General features: G+C 57.7%; 21 protein-coding genes. 13 read left to right on the forward strand and 8 right to left on the reverse strand.

From position 1 onward, the window contains the following. Nucleotides 1–108: 108 nt before the first annotated feature. The 7 genes from nudF (at nucleotide 109) to G5533_RS18255 (ending at nucleotide 7,761) form a co-directional block, all read left to right on the forward strand. Nucleotides 109–750: an ADP-ribose diphosphatase gene (gene nudF / locus G5533_RS18225; protein ID WP_005335901.1), complete on the forward strand. Its 642-nt coding sequence runs from the start codon at nucleotides 109–111 to the stop codon at nucleotides 748–750. Then, nucleotides 713–1,201 (forward strand): DUF1249 domain-containing protein, encoded by a 489-nt coding sequence (locus G5533_RS18230; RefSeq protein ID WP_196783449.1) that lies wholly within the window; start codon nucleotides 713–715, stop codon nucleotides 1,199–1,201. Before nudF ends, G5533_RS18230 begins: the two co-directional genes overlap by 38 nt. 22 nt (nucleotides 1,202–1,223) lie before the next feature. After that, entirely contained in the window at nucleotides 1,224–2,042 is an 819-nt protein-coding gene (gene cpdA / locus G5533_RS18235) for a 3',5'-cyclic-AMP phosphodiesterase (protein WP_005335897.1), read from the forward strand. Nucleotides 2,043–2,054: 12 nt separating this feature from the next. After that, entirely contained in the window at nucleotides 2,055–2,642 is a 588-nt protein-coding gene (locus G5533_RS18240; protein ID WP_338456095.1) for a YqiA/YcfP family alpha/beta fold hydrolase, read from the forward strand. Between the two features lie 132 nt (nucleotides 2,643–2,774). Then, nucleotides 2,775–4,685 (forward strand): DNA topoisomerase IV subunit B, encoded by a 1,911-nt coding sequence (parE, locus tag G5533_RS18245; RefSeq protein ID WP_421295726.1) that lies wholly within the window; start codon nucleotides 2,775–2,777, stop codon nucleotides 4,683–4,685. Between the two features lie 83 nt (nucleotides 4,686–4,768). Further along, nucleotides 4,769–7,063, forward strand: a complete 2,295-nt coding sequence (parC, locus tag G5533_RS18250) for a DNA topoisomerase IV subunit A (protein WP_421295727.1) — start codon at nucleotides 4,769–4,771, stop codon at nucleotides 7,061–7,063. A 59-nt stretch (nucleotides 7,064–7,122) separates the two neighbouring features. Next, complete coding sequence (locus tag G5533_RS18255; protein WP_441255200.1) at nucleotides 7,123–7,761, forward strand: hypothetical protein; 639 nt, start codon at nucleotides 7,123–7,125, stop codon at nucleotides 7,759–7,761. 103 nt (nucleotides 7,762–7,864) lie between these two features. Here G5533_RS18255 and G5533_RS18260 read toward each other — a convergent pair whose 3' ends face one another. Continuing rightward, nucleotides 7,865–8,773 carry a LysR family transcriptional regulator gene (locus G5533_RS18260; protein WP_421295728.1) on the reverse strand — a complete coding sequence of 303 codons (909 nt, stop codon included), beginning with the start codon at nucleotides 8,771–8,773 and terminating at the stop codon, nucleotides 7,865–7,867. Between the two features lie 123 nt (nucleotides 8,774–8,896). On the opposite strand from G5533_RS18260, the gene G5533_RS18265 reads away from it, so the two are divergent. Next, nucleotides 8,897–10,117, forward strand: a complete 1,221-nt coding sequence (locus G5533_RS18265) for an MFS transporter (RefSeq protein ID WP_421312972.1) — start codon at nucleotides 8,897–8,899, stop codon at nucleotides 10,115–10,117. 198 nt (nucleotides 10,118–10,315) lie between these two features. Here G5533_RS18265 and G5533_RS18270 read toward each other — a convergent pair whose 3' ends face one another. The 5 genes from G5533_RS18270 to atcJ form a co-directional block, all read right to left on the reverse strand. Then, complete coding sequence (locus tag G5533_RS18270; RefSeq protein ID WP_421352790.1) at nucleotides 10,316–11,803, reverse strand: peptide MFS transporter; 1,488 nt, start codon at nucleotides 11,801–11,803, stop codon at nucleotides 10,316–10,318. Nucleotides 11,804–12,328: 525 nt separating this feature from the next. Continuing rightward, on the reverse strand, nucleotides 12,329–13,231 hold the full coding sequence (gene atcC / locus G5533_RS18275; RefSeq protein ID WP_441255201.1) for a cold adaptation protein AtcC: 903 nt from the start codon (nucleotides 13,229–13,231) through the stop codon (nucleotides 12,329–12,331). A gap of 11 nt (nucleotides 13,232–13,242) precedes the next feature. Next, nucleotides 13,243–14,010 (reverse strand): cold adaptation protein AtcB, encoded by a 768-nt coding sequence (gene atcB / locus G5533_RS18280; protein WP_005335887.1) that lies wholly within the window; start codon nucleotides 14,008–14,010, stop codon nucleotides 13,243–13,245. 12 nt (nucleotides 14,011–14,022) lie between these two features. After that, nucleotides 14,023–14,565 (reverse strand): cold adaptation protein AtcA, encoded by a 543-nt coding sequence (gene atcA / locus G5533_RS18285; RefSeq protein ID WP_421250980.1) that lies wholly within the window; start codon nucleotides 14,563–14,565, stop codon nucleotides 14,023–14,025. Between the two features lie 23 nt (nucleotides 14,566–14,588). Beyond that, on the reverse strand, nucleotides 14,589–14,873 hold the full coding sequence (gene atcJ / locus G5533_RS18290; protein WP_005343121.1) for a cold adaptation protein ActJcold adaptation protein ActJ: 285 nt from the start codon (nucleotides 14,871–14,873) through the stop codon (nucleotides 14,589–14,591). Between the two features lie 286 nt (nucleotides 14,874–15,159). Here atcJ and G5533_RS18295 point away from each other — a divergent pair, with 286 nt between their 5' ends. Beyond that, the gene (locus tag G5533_RS18295; RefSeq protein ID WP_216952102.1) at nucleotides 15,160–15,588 is read left to right on the forward strand and encodes an EF-hand domain-containing protein; all 429 of its coding nucleotides are present in this window, start codon (nucleotides 15,160–15,162) and stop codon (nucleotides 15,586–15,588) included. A gap of 136 nt (nucleotides 15,589–15,724) precedes the next feature. Here the strand turns inward: G5533_RS18295 and G5533_RS18300 are convergent, their stop codons facing one another. Together G5533_RS18300 and G5533_RS18305 are read right to left on the reverse strand one after the other, a co-directional pair. Next, nucleotides 15,725–16,468: a DsbA family protein gene (locus G5533_RS18300; protein WP_421172396.1), complete on the reverse strand. Its 744-nt coding sequence runs from the start codon at nucleotides 16,466–16,468 to the stop codon at nucleotides 15,725–15,727. 218 nt (nucleotides 16,469–16,686) lie between these two features. Then, nucleotides 16,687–17,064, reverse strand: coding sequence for a hypothetical protein (locus G5533_RS18305; protein ID WP_421212948.1), 378 nt, complete (start codon nucleotides 17,062–17,064; stop codon nucleotides 16,687–16,689). Nucleotides 17,065–17,250: 186 nt separating this feature from the next. On the opposite strand from G5533_RS18305, the gene G5533_RS18310 reads away from it, so the two are divergent. The 4 genes from G5533_RS18310 to pspG all read left to right on the forward strand — a co-directional run bounded on the left by G5533_RS18310 (nucleotide 17,251) and on the right by pspG (nucleotide 19,326). Further along, entirely contained in the window at nucleotides 17,251–17,979 is a 729-nt protein-coding gene (locus G5533_RS18310) for a 1-acylglycerol-3-phosphate O-acyltransferase (protein WP_421172394.1), read from the forward strand. A gap of 211 nt (nucleotides 17,980–18,190) precedes the next feature. Next, nucleotides 18,191–18,853, forward strand: coding sequence for a phage shock protein PspA (gene pspA, locus G5533_RS18315; protein ID WP_216979527.1), 663 nt, complete (start codon nucleotides 18,191–18,193; stop codon nucleotides 18,851–18,853). Between the two features lie 2 nt (nucleotides 18,854–18,855). Beyond that, nucleotides 18,856–19,062 carry a PspC domain-containing protein gene (locus G5533_RS18320; protein WP_124241612.1) on the forward strand — a complete coding sequence of 69 codons (207 nt, stop codon included), beginning with the start codon at nucleotides 18,856–18,858 and terminating at the stop codon, nucleotides 19,060–19,062. Between the two features lie 45 nt (nucleotides 19,063–19,107). Then, entirely contained in the window at nucleotides 19,108–19,326 is a 219-nt protein-coding gene (gene pspG, locus G5533_RS18325) for an envelope stress response protein PspG (RefSeq protein ID WP_216952098.1), read from the forward strand. Nucleotides 19,327–19,478: the final 152 nt, after the last annotated feature.

The following is a 19,478-nucleotide window of genomic DNA, read 5'->3' on the forward strand; positions in this document are numbered from 1 at the left end:
CTAAAATCCACCCCTCATTACCATGGCACGCCGAGTGAATGAACGTTCATTCATGTTCCTCGGATTTTATGGTCAAACTGATACAAGTCAAGCTGACGGGAGCCCCGGATGTCGCAGCAACCCTTGCCGCAAGATCGGCATTACGCCGCCGATGATGTGAAAATCATTGAAAAATCAGCTGGATATAACGGCTTCTTCAAGGTGAATGTCTATCGTTTGCAGCATCGGTTATTTGCTGGCGGCTGGAATCAGCCCATCGTGCGCGAGCTGTTCGAGCGGGGCCATGCTGCCGCACTGCTGCCCTATGATCCAGTGCGCGACCAGATCGTGCTGGTGGAGCAGTTCCGTATCGGCGCCATGGAGACCAGCCCGACCCCCTGGCTGCTGGAGCTGGTAGCCGGCATCATCGACGAAGGTGAGACCGCCGAGGCGGTGGTGCGTCGCGAAGCGGTGGAAGAGGCCGGTATCGAGGTGGCCCGCTGCGAGCATGCCATCAGCTATCTGGTGAGCCCGGGCGGCAGCACCGAGCGGATCGAGGTCTTTGTGGGCGAGGTGGATGCCAGCAAGGCCGAGGGACTGCACGGGCTGGCGGATGAGGGCGAGGATATCCGGGTGCACGTGGTGAGCCGCGAACAGGCCTACGCCTGGCTCAAAGAGGGACGTATCGACAATGCGGCCTCGGTCATTGCCCTGCAGTGGTTGGCCCTCAACCATGGCGAGCTGCGCGCCCGCTGGCTGGCGGATCGCTGAGGTGGCGCTGACCCTGCAACAGAGCAGGCGCTATGTTCCTGATCTGATGTCCTTGCAGCGTACCTGCGAGGTCAATTACATGGCGTTGATGAAACTGCTGCCGCCAGATGGGGAAGTCGGCGCCGAGCGCCGCTATCGGGTCGGCAACGATCTGCAGTTCCAGCTCACCATCATTGGCGAGAGTCGCTTCACCAATCAGGTGATCCTGAGCCAGCACAACCCCGAATTGCCCGAATATTTACAAGCTCAGATAGAGATTCGTTTGTATCATGATGTGCGGATGGCGGAAGTGTGTGCAGCGCAACAGATTTCCCGTTTGCAACCACGTTATGATTATCCCAATAAAAAGATGCACCAGCGGGACGAAAAGGAGCAGGTAAATCTGTTTCTGGCCGAATGGCTAAAATTTTGTCTCAGACATGGTACCAGCCCGATCAATATCTCCAGTTGAACAAATAAAAAGAAGCGTGATTTTGGAAACAGAGCTCCCCCAGGCGCAGGACGGCAGTGTGCGCCTGTTGCAAATTACCGACACCCACCTCTTCGCGAGTGCCGAAGGGCGGCTGTTGGCTGTGCGCACCGCAGAGAGTCTGGCCGCCGTGCTGGAACAGGTGCAGGCCAATGAACACCCCTACGAGGTGATTCTGGCGACCGGCGATCTGTCGCAGGATCACAGCCCGGAATCCTATCAGCGTTTCGCCTCCATGATGGCGCCTCTTGGCCGCCCCATCTACTGGCTGCCGGGCAATCACGATGACAGCCCGCTGATGACCGAATATCTCCATGCCGCCGGGATCAGTGAATCCAAGCTGCTGGTGGGCGACCACTGGCAGGTGATCCTGCTCGACACTCAGGTGCGCGGCAAACCCCACGGCATGATTGGCGATCACCAGCTGGCCGCCCTCGACCGCGCCCTGCGCCAATATCCTGATCGCCACGCCCTTATCACCCTGCACCATCAGGCGGTGCCGGTGGGCTGCGCCTGGCTGGATCAGCACAATCTCAAGAATGCCGATGACCTGTTTGCCGTACTGGCCCGTCATCCGCAGCAGAAGACCATCCTGTTCGGCCACGTTCATCAGGAGTTTGACGAGGTGCACCGCGGGGTGCGGCTGATTGCCAGCCCATCGACTTGCATTCAGTTCAAACCGCTCTCTGATGGCTTCGCGCTGGATGAATCCGGCCCGGGCTGGCGCTATCTGACCCTCTATCCGGATGGGCGGGTGGCCAGCGAGGTGTGGCGCCTGCCGGTGGGGCAGTTTGTGCCCGACCCCAACGCTACCGGTTATTGAGGAGCGCATTCCATGAAGTCGGTTCTCCTTTATCTGCACGGTTTCAACTCCTCACCGGGCTCCGCCAAGGCCCAGCAGATGGCTGCCTGGGTGGCCGCCAATCGGCCGGATATCGAGGTGATCATTCCGGCTCAGCCCAATACGCCAGCGGCGGCTTGGGCAGCTATCGAACAGACTATTGCCAATTTGCAGAGCTGCTATGGTAGCGAATTCAAGCTCGGCGCAGTGGGTAGCTCCCTCGGTGGCTTTATGGCGACCCGGGTCAGCGAGCAGTACGGCTGCCGCGCGGCGCTGATCAATCCGGCGGTGCGCCCGCACGAGCTGCTTTGCGACTACCTTGGCCCCCAGACCAATCCCTATACGGGTGAGCAGTACGAACTGCGGCCTGAACATATGGATGAGCTGCGGGCACTGGCGGTACCGGTGACGGCGCCGGAGCGGCTCTGGATCCTGCAACAGCAGGGGGATGAGGTGCTCGACTATCGCAAGGCGCTGGATGAATACCGCTTTGCCCGCCTCTCGCTGGAGTGCGGTGGCAACCATGCCTTTGTTGCGTTCGAGCGCTACCCCGCCCAGATCATCCGTTTCCTCGGGTTATAGTCAGGTTTGAGTCAATAAGGGCGGTCTCGCCCTGCTTGTTCTTCTCCAGATCAAGCTTTCGGTGCGGGGAGTTTGTTCTACCCCCGCCTAGCAGTTAAGATTCCCTCCAAATGTCAATTCGCAAGGCCCTCCATGTCTACTCAATACAATGCGGATGCCATTGAGGTCCTCAATGGCCTTGAGCCGGTGCGTCGCCGCCCCGGCATGTATACCGACACCACCCGGCCCAATCACCTCGGCCAGGAGGTCATCGACAACAGCGTCGATGAAGCGCTGGCAGGTCACGCCCGCAATCTGGAGGTGATCCTGCATGAAGACCAGTCCCTCGAAGTGATCGACGATGGCCGCGGCATGCCGGTCGATATCCACCCGGAAGAGGGGGTCAGCGGGGTGGAGCTGATCCTCTGCAAGTTGCACGCGGGCGGCAAATTCTCCAACAAGAACTACCAGTTCTCCGGCGGTTTGCACGGGGTGGGTATTTCGGTCGTAAACGCCCTCTCCGATCGGGTCGAGGTGACGGTGCGTCGCGACGGTCAGGTCTACGACATCGCCTTCGAGCGCGGCGAGAAGGTGCAGGAGCTGACCATCACCGGCACCTGCGGTCGTCGCAACACCGGCACCCGGGTGCGCTTCTGGCCGCAGGCGAGCTACTTCGATTCGCCCAAGTTCTCGGTCACCAAGCTGGAGCACCTGCTCAAAGCCAAGGCGGTACTTTGCCCCGGTCTTACCATCAAGTTCCTCGACAAGAACACCGGCATCAAGCTGGAGTGGTGCTACGAAGATGGCCTCAAGGATTACCTGATCGACGCGGTCAAGCAGTACACCTGCCTGCCGGAGCAGCCCTTTATCGGCTCCTTCAGCTCCGAACAGTCGGCGGTGGACTGGGCACTCTGCTGGTTGCCGGAAGGGGGCGAATGCCTCGCCGAATCCTATGTGAACCTCATTCCCACCGCGCAGGGCGGTACTCACGTCAACGGTCTGCGTCAGGGTCTGCTCGACGCCATGCGCGAGTTCTGCGAGTTCCGCAACCTGCTGCCGCGCGGGGTCAAGCTGACTCCGGAAGATATCTGGGATCGCTGCGCCTACATCCTCTCCATCAAGATGCAGGATCCGCAGTTCGCCGGTCAGACCAAGGAGCGGCTCTCCTCGCGCCAGAGCTCGGCGTTCGTCTCCGGCGTGGTGAAGGATGCCTTCAGCCTCTACCTGAACAGCAACACCGAGCTGGCAGAGCAGATTGCCGAGATCTGTATCAGCAGCGCCCAGCGCCGGATGCGCGCCGCCAAGACGGTGGTGCGCAAGAAGATTACCCAGGGCCCGGCACTGCCCGGCAAGCTGACCGATTGCGGCTGCGCCGACCCCATGCAGGGTGAGCTGTTCCTGGTGGAGGGTGACTCCGCGGGCGGCAGTGCCAAGCAGGCGCGGGATCGCGAGTTTCAGGCCATCATGCCGCTGCGCGGCAAGATCCTGAACACCTGGGAGGTGGAGGCCGGTCAGGTGCTCGCCTCGCAGGAGGTGCACGATATTTCCGTGGCCATCGGTCTCGACCCCGACTCCGAGGATCTCAGCGGCTTGCGCTACGGCAAGGTGTGCATCCTCGCGGATGCGGATTCGGACGGTCTGCACATCGCCACCCTGCTCTGCGCCCTCTTTGTGAAGCACTTCCGCACGCTGGTGGAGAAGGGCCACGTCTACGTCGCCATGCCGCCCCTCTACCGGATCGATATCGGTAAAGAGGTCTACTACGCCCTCGACGAGGACGAGAAGAACGGCGTGCTGCAACGGGTCGAAGCCGAGAAGAAGAAAGGCAAGGTGATGGTGACCCGATTCAAGGGTCTGGGTGAGATGAACCCGAAACAGCTGCGGGAAACCACCATGGATCCCAACACCCGCCGTCTGGTGCAACTCACCATGGAGCCGGCAGGAGAGAGCGAAGGGGATGCGGCTGACGAGACCCTGCAGCTGATGGACATGCTGCTGGCCAAGAAGCGGGCGGGTGATCGCCGTGAGTGGCTTGAAGAGAAGGGCAACCTCGCCATCATTTAAGCCGTCGGCCGGCCCTGTCGGGGCCGGCAAGCATTTAGCCGGAGTCGCCCTGTGGCGGCTCCCGAACCGAAAGAGAAAATCACATGAGTGATGCTATCGAGCTCAGTCTGGACGGGGTAGAGCGCCAGCCAATGCGCACCTTTACCGAACAGGCTTACTTGAACTACTCCATGTACGTCATCATGGATCGGGCCTTGCCGCATATCGGCGATGGCCTCAAACCGGTGCAGCGGCGCATCATCTACGCCATGAGCGAGCTGGGTCTGTCGGCGCTCTCCAAGCACAAGAAATCCGCCCGTACCGTGGGTGACGTGCTGGGTAAATATCACCCCCATGGCGACAGCGCCTGTTATGAAGCCATGGTGCTGATGGCCCAGCCCTTCTCCTACCGCTACCCGCTGGTGGACGGTCAGGGTAACTGGGGTGCGCCGGACGATCCCAAATCCTTCGCCGCCATGCGTTATACCGAAGCGCGCCTGTCCCGCTTCTCCGAGCTGCTGCTCTCAGAGCTCGGCCAAGGCACGGTGGAGTGGACGCCGAACTTCGACGGCACCATGAAGGAGCCGGTGGTGCTGCCCGCCCGCCTGCCACACATCCTGCTCAACGGGGTGACCGGTATCGCGGTGGGCATGGCGACCGATATTCCGCCCCACAACGCGCGGGAAGTGGCCTACGCCTGTGCCGAGCTGCTCGACAACCCCAATGCGGGGCTGGATGCGTTGATGCAGCACATTCAGGGGCCGGACTACCCGACCAACGCCGAGATCATCACCCCGCGCGACGATATCCGCAAAATCTACGAGACCGGCAAGGGCTCCATCAAGCAGCGGGCGGTCTGGAGCGAGGAGGATGGCGACATCGTCATCACCGCGCTGCCCCATCAGGCCTCCGGCGCCAAGATCATGGAGCAGATCGCCGCCCAGATGGTGGCGAAAAAGCTGCCGATGGTCACCGATCTGCGGGATGAGTCGGACCACGAGAACCCGACCCGTCTGGTGATTGTGCCGCGCTCCAACCGGGTGGATGTGGAGGGGCTGATGGCCCACCTGTTCGCCACCACGGATCTGGAGAAGAACTACCGGGTCAACCTCAATATCCTCGGCCTCGACAACCGGCCGCAGGTGAAGTGCCTCAAGACCATCCTCAGCGAGTGGATCCAGTTCCGCCGCGAGACCGTGCGTCGCCGCCTGCAATTCCGCCTCGACAAGGTGCTGGCTCGCCTGCACATCCTCGAAGGCTTGCTGATCGCCTATCTCAACATCGACGAGGTGATCGAGATCATCCGCACCGAGGATGAGCCGGGCAAGGTGATGGTGGAGCGCTTCAACATTACCGAGACCCAGGCCGAAGCGATCCTCGAGCTGAAACTGCGCCATCTGGCCAAGCTCGAAGAGTTCAAGCTGCGCGCCGAACAGAACGAACTGGCCGAAGAGCGCGACAAGCTGGAGCTTATTCTGGGCTCCGAGCGTCGCCTCAACACCCTGCTCAAGAAAGAGCTGCTGGCCGATGCCGAGAAGTACGGCGACGATCGCCGCACTCCGCTGGTGGAGCGGGCTACCGCCGTGGCGCTGACCGAGAAAGAGCTTATTCCCAGCGAACCGGTCACCGTCATCCTCTCCGACAAGGGGTGGGTGCGCGCCGCCAAGGGCCACGACGTAGATGTGGCGGGGCTCTCCTACAAGGCGGGGGACAGCTATCTTGCCCACGCCTGTGGCCGCAGCAACCAGCAGGCAGTGTTCCTCTCCACCCTTGGGAGAACCTACGCCCTCGAATCCCACACCTTGCCATCCGCCCGCAGTCAGGGCGAACCGCTCACCGGCCGCTTTGCACTGGGGGCCGGGGAAGAGGTTCGTCATCTGGTGATGGGCAACGAGGGTGAGCCGTATCTGATCGTCAGCGACGCCGGTTACGGTTTTGTCTGCACCTATGACGACCTGATCGGCAAGAACAAGAACGGCAAGGCGCTGCTCACCGTGCCGGAAGGGGGTCAGGTGATGGCACCCCAGAAGATCGGCTCGCCAGAGACCGATCTCTGCATGGCCATCTCCAACGAAGGGCGCATGCTGCTGTTCCCGCTCAACACCCTGCCGGTGCTCGGCAAGGGCAAGGGCAACAAGCTGATCAGCATTCCGTCGGCGCGCGTGAAGGCGCGGGAAGAGTTTGTGGTGATGGCCGCCGTCATTCCGCAGGGCCAGTCGGTCACCCTGTTTGCCGGCAAGCGCAAGCTCACTCTTAAGCCATCTGATCTTGACTACTACCGCGGCGAGCGCGGCCGTCGCGGCGCCAAGCTGCCCCGCGGTTTGCAGCGTGTCGATCGCATCGAGATTGAACCCGCCGCTGGAACCGAACCGGTAGCCGCGGAAAATCAGGAAGGGTAATTAATATAGAAGGGCGCGAAAGCGCCTTTTTTATTATAAATTTTTTTTTTGGTGATTTCATGTACGATTTTATAAAGGATTTTTCACCTGTCTTTTTAGCTTTTTTTGGATTGTTTGTCCCAATTTATCAAGCTCAACGGGAAAGAAGAGCTAACTTTAAAAAAGAACATCAAATTAAAATATTTGAACAATTGCTCTCTGTTTCCAATGCACTGACATCTACTTGTGATGAACTATCTTTAAAAGCGTTGATATGGCGTGTTAATAAAGCGGATGGACATGAGGTTGACCTCCCTAAAAGAATGGATTACGCAATGCAGCTTGAGCATGTCACGTATTTGTTTTGCAAAGAATTGGAATGCCACGAAATTTTAAATCCTTTGTTATTTAGAACAACTCGTTTCATGATTCAAGCAAAACTATACGAGCTTTCTAGGGAACAACCATATCTTGAAAAAAATGACTTTTTTAGTAAGTTAGAATGGGTATCTAGAGAAATATCGTGTTTCACCAGAGATCTCATATCATGTTTGCAAAATGAGTTTTATGGCGAGCTATTTTTAACAAAGGTTTCACCAAGGGAAACGACAATGGATAGTTTGAAGGTTATAAGAAATGAACCTGATAAACTGTATGCGCTATTAGAATATGTACAATGTGAAACTCACTATGGTAAAGAAGTGTTGAAAGTGAGTTAGTTTTGCATAGGCCTTTATAAGGCTGTAGGTCTGATTAACGAAGCGTAATCAGACCTACGCAAACGATAAACGCTGGCGTATGCCATTTAGTTCTGGACTTTAGCTACTGATAACTAATGATGTTTTGTCGAATGAACTCAATAAATACACGTGTTTTAGCAGGAAGATATTGGCGATTTGCATAAACAGCAAACAACTGCAATGGGGCGGCGGGTAGCTCAAGTTCAATTTCAACCAAGCTGCCATCATCAATAAACTCTTGACAAGATACTTTGGCAAGAATGGCAAAACCTACACCGGCTACTGCTGCTTTTAACGCCAGTTCGCCACTATTGACCCGGTAGTGTTCATTCACCTGAATGGTGGAAAATTCACTGCTCGTGCGAGTAAATTGCCAAGGCATCCCTTTCAGAGCGCTCACCGTTGTTATGCAGGGGAGAGTTTTGAATTGTGATGTGTGGTTGGGAAGCCCCCACTTCTGGATCAATGAAGGGGAGCCAACAACAGTACAGGGAATGGTGGTCAAATGGCTGGCTATGTAATCGCAATCATCCATCTTGCCTCTGTGAATGATGATTGCCATGTCCAAATCCTCTCTTAATGATTCAAGTCCGGAGAGATTGGTAATGCAGCTGATCGTTATTTCAGGATGTTGGCAGGCAAAGTCGGCAATGGCAGTACCGAGCAGTTTTGGCCCAGCCTCATTGGGGATGCAGATGCGTAATGGCCCTTTCAGCTGAATCTGCTGTGATGTCAATTCAGCCTCGGTTTGCTCCAGTGATTCCAGCAGTGGTTTTACTCGGGTATAGAGCAATTGCCCTGATTGTGTGAGCTTCATATGGCGGGTTGAGCGTTCAATCAGTTGAAGGTTCAAGGCTTCTTCCAATTGAGAAATACTGCGGCTCACATTTGAGGTGGGGATTTGAAGGGTTTTAGATGCCCCGACAAAACTGCTGTTTTCAACCACTGCAATGAAAATCTTCAGCGCATTCAATTCCATGCCGGTACGCATTGATTATCCCTAATCTGATAACAATTCATGCCATTTTAACGAATAAAATTAAAATGTGATAGTGGGTATACTTTCTATCTCTAAAGATTGAGAGTAAACATTATTATGCTAGATGAAAATAATATGGGTGAAAAAACTCACAGTAATTGTTCTGTTATGGATTTTAACGTTGTCTGGTTGGCGGCATTGATTCAATTGGTCAGTGCGCTTGATTTCATGATGATTATGCCTCTCGGGCCTGATTTATCTCGTGCACTAAATATAAGTCCAACCTATATAGGATATTTAGGAGGCGGGTATGCACTGGCAGCCGCACTATCATCGTTGTTATGTGCCAGATATCTCGACCTATTTGATAGAAAGCATGTTGCACTGATCACATTGTTGGGTATCACGCTATCCACTTGGGCCTGCGCTTTGGCATGGGATATGGAAAGTTTATTCTTTACCCGCTTGCTGGCCGGTATGTTTGCCGGTCCAGCAACATCCATTGCTCTGGCGATCGTTGTGGATGCCACACCAATAGATCAACGTGGTCGAGCGATGGCCATTGTGATGGGGGCATTTTCGTTGTCAGCGATTGCCGGTGTGCCGTTGGGATTGGAGCTGGCAATGTTGAAAGGATGGAGTGCACCTTTCTATGTTGTCGGTGGCTTGGGATTGGGAGTCTGCGTGGCGGTATATACAAGGCTGCCCGAGATGACGGCCCACTTGGGATTGAATCAGAAAGAATTTTCATCAATGGAAATGCTGAAGCGACCTGTGGTATGGAATGCGTTTATGGCAATTGGGTTGGCAATTTTCAGCACCTTCCTTATTGTTCCCAACATAGCTGCTTATTTTCAATTTAACCTTGATGTCCCTCGCGGCGATATGAGTCAGTACTATGTCATGGGTGGCATTTTTAGCCTGTTTTCAATGCAGCTTGGCGGATTGTTTATTGACCGTTTTGGCGCAATGAAAGTGACGATTTTGATGGGGGCATTGACGATAGCGGTTGTTTGGGATGGTTTATTGCATGAGCCTTGGTTGCCGACCATAGTGATTTTCACGTTATTCATGGTGGTTACATCGACCCGAACGATCACCGTTGCTGCTGTTAATAGTCAAGTGGCAGCGCCTTGGGAAAGGGCGGGATTCATGTCATTACAAAATGTTTTTCAACATATATTCAGTGGCTCGGCTGCCGTCGTCTCTTCGATGATTTTAACAAATGTCGATGGTCACCTTGGCAACATAACTCTATTGGCTTGGCTAACCATAGTGTTGACGATTATTCAGCCACTTTTTCTATATCGATTGCTCAAGCTGCTGCGTTTGGGAACCCCAAAATCGGATGTTTGAGAAACGAGACCTGTAGGGAAATGGGCTTGATTGACGAAGCCTTAACGGGGGCTCGCCAGCCAGACGCGGGTCATCCATCCCACCAAAAGAGAAGGGCCCCGCCATCCATTATGGCGGGGCCCTTTACATTAACAGCAGTGCCGCTGATTCAATCGTTCGCACTGGCAGGGGCCACTGAAATGGCTGGCCCGAACCCGATTAGACAGGAATGGCTGTCGCTGCCGGTGACGGGGTGATTTTGGAGGCGATCAGCTGGCGCAGGCGGGACACCAGCAGCAGCAACACCACGCCGCCCGCCAGCGAACCCCAGCCCAGCATATTGAACACCGAGCTGTAGCCCGGGTTGGTGGCGACCGGGGTGCTGCCGATATTTTGCGGCATGGCGCCGGAGACATAGCCCGCCAGCACCGAGGCGACGCCGGTCACCATCATCCAGCAACCCATCATCAAGCCTTGCAGGCTGGCGGGGGCCAGCTTGCCAATCATGGCGTAGCCGATGGGGGAGATGAGCAGCTCGCCAAAACTCTGCAGCACATAGCTGATGGCGATCCACTTGAAGGCGACCAGCCCGTCGGCCCCCGCCAGATGGATACCGAGCGGCAGCACCAGCATCCCCAATCCCATGCAGAACAGGGAGGCGGCAAACTGGGAGGGGATGTCGATATTCCACCCCTGTTCGCGCAGTCGCTTGAACAGCAGCGCCATCAGGGGGCCCCCGATGACGATGACGAGGGTGTTGATGTTCTGGATCCACTGGGGGGCGACCCGCAGCCCGAACACGTTGAGGTTGATGTTGTGCTCGGAGAAGAGCATCAGCCCCATGGGCGCCAGCTGGTAGAGCGACCAGAAGATAAGGGAGCCGAGGGCGAGGATCAGGTAGGCCACCATGCGGCTGCGCTCGGCGGCGTCCGGGTGGCGGGCGGTCATCACGCAGAGCAGCACCAGCACCACGGCCCCCAGGATCAGCACAAAACTGCCGCTGAAGCTGGCGTGGGTCAGCAGCAGGCGCAGCGCCGGCACCAGCATGGCCAGAATGGCGATACCTGCCAGCATGCGGCGGTAGAAGCCGCTCCCTTTGACGTGGCGCAGCGGGGTGCTGATATCCGCCAGAATCGGCCAGCAGGCGAAGGTGGCGATGATGGCGATGATGTTGCCCAGCGTCGCAAACAGGAACAGGGTGCGGTAATCCTCGGTGAGCTGGAAGTAGCCCGCCACCGTGAAGCCGATAAAGAAGCCCAGATTCATCCCGGCGTAGTTCCACAGGAAGGCACTTTCGCGGCGGTGATCATCCGGGGCGAAGCGCTGGGTCAGCATCATGTTGAGGCAGGTGACGTTGAGGCCGCTGCCGGTGAGGAACATGGCGAGCCCCCAGTAGAGGCCGGTGATCCCCATCTCGGCGATGAAGTAGCAGCCGATCACCTGCAGCACCATCCCCATCACGAACAGGTTGCGGTTGCTGAGGTAGCGCCCGCCGAGATAACCGCCAAACAGGTGCAGGCCATAGTTGAAGGCCCCGAAGACCCCCATCATGGCGTTGGCCTGGGATTCGCTAAAGCCGAGCCGCTTGGTGGCGTAGAGCACCAGCGTGGAGTAGAGCACGGCAAACCCCAGGGTCGAGAAGGTCTGGATAAAGAACAGCGCCCCGGAGCCGGGGGGAATGGTGGGGTGTTGATTCGAAGCGCTCACGGTCTGTCTCCTGTGAGAGAAGAAAGTCATTACTCGTCCTGAGAGCGTACCGGTCTGCTGCCGGCTAGCCTTGTGCGCTTCCATGCTGGTCTGAAGGCCGGTCTGTCATTTAGCGGCCAAGCGGTACAAATAGCCATACCTGAAATTTAATCCGGCGCGATTAATTGCTTTTTATTGATCTATTCCGCCTTTTTATGCGTGATTGAGTCGTGGTTGTAGCTCGATTTACCACGTGATTGCGACACGGTTGATGTGATCCAGTCGGCTATTTGGTGCCGATTATGGCGCTGTAGCGGGATCTGCGTCCCGCTTTGTTGTCCCGAAACGCAGCTGGCGCCAAGCCGTTGTATCGCAGGTTGTTTATTCATCCTTGGGCATTGAATGAATAAATATCGGTAAGAGAAGGGGTAGCCTCAGGGTGACTTGCGCGTGTTCTCTCTTTGCTGTCGAGAGGGTGAGGGGAGGATAGAACAACGCCCGGCAGGCCGGGCGTTGTGGTGCGACTGATGGGCGGCGAAAGCGGCCCTAGAAGTTGTGGTAGAGCGGCCAGCCGAGCAGCGGGTGCTTGAGCCCGGCGCGCATCTCGACGTTGTCGAGCTTCTCCGGCGAGGCGTTCTCTTTTTGCAGCAGCTGGTACTGGCGCACAAAGCCGAGGGTGTGGAGCAGGTTGGGCACAAAGCCCGGGCTCAACTCCTGGCGCAGTGCGGTGGCCATGTCGGCGGGCAGTGCGCTCAGCATCAGAGCGAGTTGGGCGGCGAGATAGTCGGTGTCGTACCAGCCCTCGTCGAGCTCAATCTCCCGCGCCAGTTTGCGCTTGAGATCCTGCTTCACCTTGAGCGGGGCGGCGCCACTGCCCTTGCCGCAGAGGATGCGGTAGAGCAGCGCTTCGGCCAGCTTGTCCTCCATGGTGGGATGGTCGCTCTCGCAGGCGAAGAAGTGCTGGTCGATGAGCTCCATCAGGCGGCTCTTGTTGTGCTCGGTCAGCGCCTTCTCGTACTCCTGCCACCCTTGCCACTCCTCCACATCGGGCGGGCTCGAGATCTTGTCCAGCAGGCGGGCATCCACATCACCGTAGAGGCTGTTGCCAGCCTGCTTGGGGCTGACGGTAATGAGCATCGACCAGCCCTTCTGGAACGGCTTGATGGGGCCTTCAGGCGCCTGCAGCAGCGCCAGCGCCTTGGCCGGATCCCGTGCCGAGAGCTCCTGCAGGCCGAGGCTCACCACGCCGATGACGTCGTGGGCGGCCTGCTCCAGCAGGTGCATCTTGTACTTGTTGTAGTACTTGTCGGCGAATTTGAGGCTCATCAGCACCGCCTTGCCCTTGATGGCGGCGAGCTGTTTCTGACTCAAGAGTTCGTTGTCGCGGCCAAAGCGCAGCACCTGGCTCAGAAAGGGGCCCTGGTTGGCATCGCGAATGACTAACTGCATGAATGGGCTCCTTAATCCAGAAAGCTGAACATGTCGTCGACGTCGCCGTACTCGTCTTCCTCGACCTTGTTCTTCTCTTTGGCCTGCATCACCAGCTCGGCGGCAAACTTGTTGATGATGCCGTCCCAGGTTGAGTGCTCGTTGCGCAGCAGCGCCTTGATGGCTTTCTCCACCTCGGGGGCCAGCTCGCGAATAAGCATCAAGAGGCTGCGCGGGTCATCCAGCGCGTAGTCGTGGACATCCTCGCTCTGCTGGCGCTCGCTGTAGCGCAGGGACTCTTCGAGATCTTCCTCTTCGGCGTGCAGCACGTCGCGATAGCCTTCGTCCTCTTCATAGCGATCGCCGCGATAGAACTCGATAAAGGGGATGGCGAGGTAGAAGAGACCGGCCGGATCTTCGGCCACGCACTCGAGGATCTCGCGCTGCTTGGCTTCGCTATCCTGGGTGCGGATCAGGTAGTTGAGGAAGTCGAAGGTGTGCTGTTGCAGCTCGTCGGCGTTGTTCTTGATCGCCTCTTCCCAATAGAGCGGCTGCTGGCAGACGATGTCGCGGATCCGCTCCGGGGTCATCAGCTCGGAGATGATGGAGGGGAAGGAGATATCGTGCTGGCCGTTAATCTGGGTCAGGGTAACGATATCAATGTTTTCAATCACTTCTGCCAGCTGGTCGTCAGACATGGTCTTGGCGATCAGCTCGAACTTCTCGCTGGCCTGCTTCGGCTCGATAACGGCCAGCTCTTTGATCTCGATGGCGGTAATTTCTATCAGACTGTTGCTCATGCCTTGCCCCAATTAGAAACGGACTTCGTCGTACATATCCTGATCGCCGTCGTCATCACCATAGCGGTCACTGCCGCCATGGTAGTCGGCGTCGGCATCTTCCCCGTCTTCATCTTCTTCGTCGCGCAGCTCATAGTCGTCATCGGCGCGGTGGCTACCGCGCGGTAGCGGGTTGTCGAGCAGGAACAGCACGGCGCAGGCTTCCATCAGCTGATCTTCGCTCTGGGCCCGCACCGCCTTGACCAGCGGCAGGGCGGCGTTGTTGAAGCCGACGCTCACCTTGAACTCGTCCCAGCTTGGCTGCTCGCCGCTGGCGAGCCACTTGTTCCACTGCGACTTGGCCTTGACCGGGAACTGCACCCGGCCATAGAGGGCCAGCGGCAGATACTCGGGCATAAACTCCAGCATGCTCATATCGGCCAGCAGCAGGCTCTTCATCTGGTCGGTGAACTGTTCCAGCCCCTTGGGGTCGTCCTGATCCCGGTAGGATTCGATGTTTTCGCTGGCATCGCTTTGCAGCGCCTTGAGCCGCGCCTGGTCCCATCTCTTTTGCATAGTTGCTCTTTCTGCCTGCTGTTTCAGGGGTAGAACTGATCCCACATCTCCTGCATGGCGGAGGCGGGGTCGGTCACGATGACGTTGTTGAAATCCTTGATAAAGGCGGCCCGCTGTTTCGGATCGGACAGCACTTCATAGGCCTGCTTTACCTGGTGCAGCTTGATGGCTGCCTGCTCTTTCTCTTCTTCACTGGCCCCGTGCAGCTTGTCGGGGTGGTACTGGTTCGACAGCCGACGATAGGCTTTCTTGATGTCGTTTTCGCTGGCGTTGGACTTGACGCCCAGCACCCGAAAGTAGTTGTTCATGGCAGATCCTGCATCACTGGCATCATAGGATTCACGCTGCGAGTGCCTGATGGTGGGGATTGGCAAATCAGGCACGGCAAAAACCCGTCATTTTAACGGAAACCTCCCGCCATCGCCATGAATAGGACGCAAGGTCACTGGCAGAAAAGCTTGACGGGGCACCTTGGGATCTGTCTCCCTGTCGGGAATAGTCCAGGGACTACACTACAGGAGGCGCCGGGGATTATCTTGGCGATCGTCAGTTGGCCTCGGCCGTACCGAGACCCTTACTAAGGAATGGACAGCCATGCTCAAATTTTATCTTCTGCCTATGGTGCTGCTTGGCGGTTTCGCCATCGCTGCCGATGAGAGCATCGATGAGCCCTTGATGTTCATCAAGGGGGACATTACCAAGGCACAGTTTATGGAAAGAGCCGAGCAGCGTTTCACCCGGCAGGACAGTGACAAGGATGGCACCCTCTCGATTGCCGAGAGAGAGGCAGCCATGGCCAAGATGCACGAGGCAATGCAGCAGTCAGGCAAGGCCATGCCTGGCAAGATGGGGAATATGGGCAACATGAGGCCGATGCAGGACACGACCAGGGAACAGTTCATGGCGCATCATGAGGCCCTCTTTACCCAAATGGACAAGAACGGAGATGGTGTGCTTGACGAAGCCGAGCGTACCAGTGCCAGAGGGCGGCTCGGGCAGGGGATGATGGCGCCCGCCCAATAGAGCTGGTTTGTCACCTTTCCTTCCTGAAAAAAGAGCCCGGTAGTGATACCGGGCTCTTTGCATGGAGACGGGGTGACCTGAGGGCTCACCATTGCCGCAGTGCGAGCGCTTCCTGCCCCTGCGGGCGACCCCGACCTTAGCTCTGCCTGGCCAGCTCGGCCTTCACCAGCTGCTCCAGCTCCTCATAGGGGATGGCGCCCGACACCAGCTGGTTGCCGATCAGGGTCGCCGGTGTGCCCTGTACACCCAGCAGGGTGCCAATGCGCAGGCTGTTGCGCAGCTCCTCGGTGGCTTTACCCTCCGGTTTGAGTGCCACATTGCCGGTGGCCGCCAGCGCCTTGTTGATGTCCGCCTCGGTCAGCATCCCCTGCTTGCTCATCAGCTTGTCGTGCAGGGCGAAGAAGCGGGCGGGATCCTGTTGCCACAGGGTCAGGCTGTACTGGGCTGCCTTGGCGGAGCTCTGCCCCTTGAACGGCAGCAATTTGATCACCAGCCCCAGATCATTCGGATAGGCCTTGAGCAGCCTGGTCAGCTGGGGATCGAACTGCTTGCAGTAGGGGCAGTTGTAGTCGGTAAACAGCACCAGCGTCAGCTTGGGGTTTTTGGCACCCAGGCGCGGGCTGGTAGCGCTGTTGAACAGCACATCCTTGTTGCCCTTGATGAAGTTGCCAAGCTGGGCCTCCTGGGCTGCGGCATTCTGCTTCTCCCAGGACTCGGCCGCCTCGTCGAGGATCTTGGGGTTGGCGATCAGAGTCTCGCGGATCAGCTCCTTGATGCGTGCTTCCTGTTCAGGGGTGAAGGGGGCCGCGTGTAGGGTCGGAGCCAGCAGGGGTGCGCAGAGAGAGGCCAGCAGGGGCAGGGCGCTCAGAGTCGGTTTCATGGATACTCCTTAAAATCGGGTAGTGCCAGCCTGAAGTGGCCAGCCTTGTGCAAGCTAGTCGGCAGTCGTCGTGGTTGCGCCGGGGCAGCAAGGTATTCCCCTGCAACAACGCCATGCCGTAAATCTGTTTTCAGTACGCCGCAGTCGTGCCCCGTTGGTGCAAGAAGGCGGCGATGGTCTCGCAAACATGAGTCATGACCAATGGCAAAGAGCCGGAATCATTCCCGCCAGATGCAGAGGGTGAGATGCAGACGCCGTTCGGGTGGCGAGATGACTCTGGGTGGGGGTAGTGGCGGTGTGTAGCGCCAAAGGGGGGCCAGCAGGGCGATCAGCACCGCCACGGCAAAGAAGAGCTGTTCGATGCAGAGCAGGGGGGCGGCGCTCAGCCACTTGCCGTTGAGCTGGCAACTGCCTGGCTGCGGGCTGGCCGGTTTGGCATCCCCCAGATCCGTTGTCGAGTTCTGAACGGGTAGCGCCTGACAGCTGAGCGCCTGATCGAGCAGGGCAAGCCGGGCCAGCGGCTGGGCCGCACAATTGAGCAGCAGCAGGCAGACCAGCAGCAGGAGATGTTTCGCTATCCGTTGTTGCAAAATCATGTTCGCCCCGTCCATCAAGATGGGGCCATCCTAGCGAGCTATGTCTGGAGGGGCAAGTTACCGCGCTCGTTATGACTGATCGCCTGGGTGACAGAGCAGGTAAGTCTGGTCGGTTCTGTTTGGCGAACGCTTGTTCGCTAAAAGGGGGATCAGTATACTGCGCCGAGTTAAAACTCGAGGTGTTCGATGCTCAAAATTGCCCGTGTGCTGCTGCTTGGTCTGCTGCTCATTTTCTGGTTCCTGTTCGGCCTGCTGCTCTGTCTGGTTCGTCCGCGCCATCCCAACAACGTCTATGTCTTCGCTCGCATGTATCACGCGGTCTGCCCGCTGATCGGGTTGCGAGTCAAGGTGACGGTGGCCGACGAGGTGAAATCGGTCGGCCCGGCGGTCTACGTCTGCAACCACCAGAGCAACTTCGACATCTTCACCGTGACCGGTGCGGTGCAGCCCGGTGTGGTGGCGGTGGGCAAGAAGAGCCTGCTGTGGCTCCCCTTCTTCGGCCTTATCTTCTGGCTATCCGGCAACGTGCTGATCGACCGCTCCAACCGCTCCCGTGCCATCGGCACCATAGGTCAGGTGGTGGATCGCATCAAGAATCGCGGCACCTCCATCTGGATGTTCCCGGAAGGGACCCGCTCCAAGGGGCGTGGCCTGCTGCCATTCAAGGCGGGCGCTTTCCACACTGCGGTACAGGCTGAAGTGCCCGTGGTGCCCATCGTCTGCTCCAGCTACTTCGGTCAGATCGACCTCAATCGTTGGGACAACGGCGAAGTGCTGGTGGAAGTGATGGCACCGGTCTGCAGCAAGGAGCACGGTGCCGCTGGCATTCGCGAGCTCTCCGAAGTGTGCCGTGCCAGGATGGAGGCCAAGCTGGCCGAATTGGACAGCAAGCTGGGCCACAGCCACGCAGCTTGACTAGATATCGCAGATGAATCGACAAGGGAGCCTCAGGCTCCCTTTTTTATTGGTAAAAATCACCACCTGGTTGGCTATTTTCACCAATAAACCCTTCTTGAATTTCCTCGGTAAATTCCCATCTATATGTAAAACAACAATAATTTTTCTTGGCACGGCTCTTGTAATGCAATGGGAAGAGATAGCAATCCCATCAACAAGGAGCCAGACCATGAGCGTATTCAGCCGCCTGACCGACGTGATAAATGCCAACCTGCACAGCCTGCTCGACAAGAGTGAAGAGCCGGAGAAGATGCTGCGCCTGATGATCGAAGAGATGGAGCAGGTGCAGGTCGAGATGCGTACCCAGGCCGCCCGCGTGATTGCTGAACAGAAACAGCTGGAGCGTCACCAGCAGGGGTTGCAGGCGCAGATCCTGGAGTGGTCGGCCAAGGCCGAGCTCGCCATCCAGAAAGGCCGTGAGGATCTGGCCCGTGCCGCCCTCACCGAGAAGCTGGCGGAGGCCAGGAAATGTGAACAGCTGGAACAGGACAAGGCCCGGGTGGCCGAGGTGCTGGCCCAGCTTACCGCCGACAGCGAGCGACTGGCAGCCAAGCTGACCGAGGCGCGGGAGAAGCAGAAACTGCTGACCCTGCGCGAGCAGACGGCCCACAGCCGCATTCGTGCTCGCGCTCAGGTGGACAACCAGCGCATGCATGAGCTGATGGCGCGCTTTGACGGTTTTCAAGGCCGGGTCGATCAGCTGGAAGCCCAGCTGGAGGCGGCCATTTTGGGGCAGAATCCCTCGCTGGAGGCCCAGTTCCGCGAGCTGGAGCTCAATGACGAGATAGAGCGCGAGCTGGCCCGTCTCAAGGGGCAGAAGGTGGAGGTATAACCATGACTCCCTGGCCCAAGGATCTTGTCCATCGCAAGCTGACTGGCGTTTGCGCCGGCATTGCCCAACGGCTGGGGATCTCCAGAGTGACGGTGCGAGTGGTAGCCCTGCTCGCCCTGATCCTGGTGCCACCGCTGGCACTGGCTGCCTATCTGCTGGCGGTGCTGGTGATGCCGCCCCGTTATGAATTGAAACGCTGGCTGGATTGACCGCAAGGCAGCCCGGCGGCACAGAGAGCCCGTAAGGAGCAAGTTATGCTGGAATTTTTCATCTTGCTGGGAGTGTTGCTGGTCATGGCGCTGACCGGCTTTACCCTGGTGGCCATGCTGCTGGTCAGCGGCGTGTTTGTACTACTGGGGCTGCTGAGCGGCATGCTTGCCCTGATCGTCAAGTTGGCCCCCTGGCTGCTGGTCGCGCTGGCAGTCTGTTGGCTCATCAGCCACCGTCGTCAGCGCAACAATACCTATCTGTAGTTGTGCAACAAGTTATGAAATGCTCCCTGATTTCCCCTTTTCGGCCACTCATCGAGTGGCCTTTTTTTAGCTGTATGTCCCGTCCTGAATATGGTTTACACCTTTCCCCCCAATAAATGGAGAACCCGATGGGACAAGGTGTGAAACGGACA

Source organism: Aeromonas sp. A600620 (assembly GCF_029479985.1).
GTDB classification, from domain to species: Bacteria; Pseudomonadota; Gammaproteobacteria; order Enterobacterales; family Aeromonadaceae; genus Aeromonas; species Aeromonas veronii_A.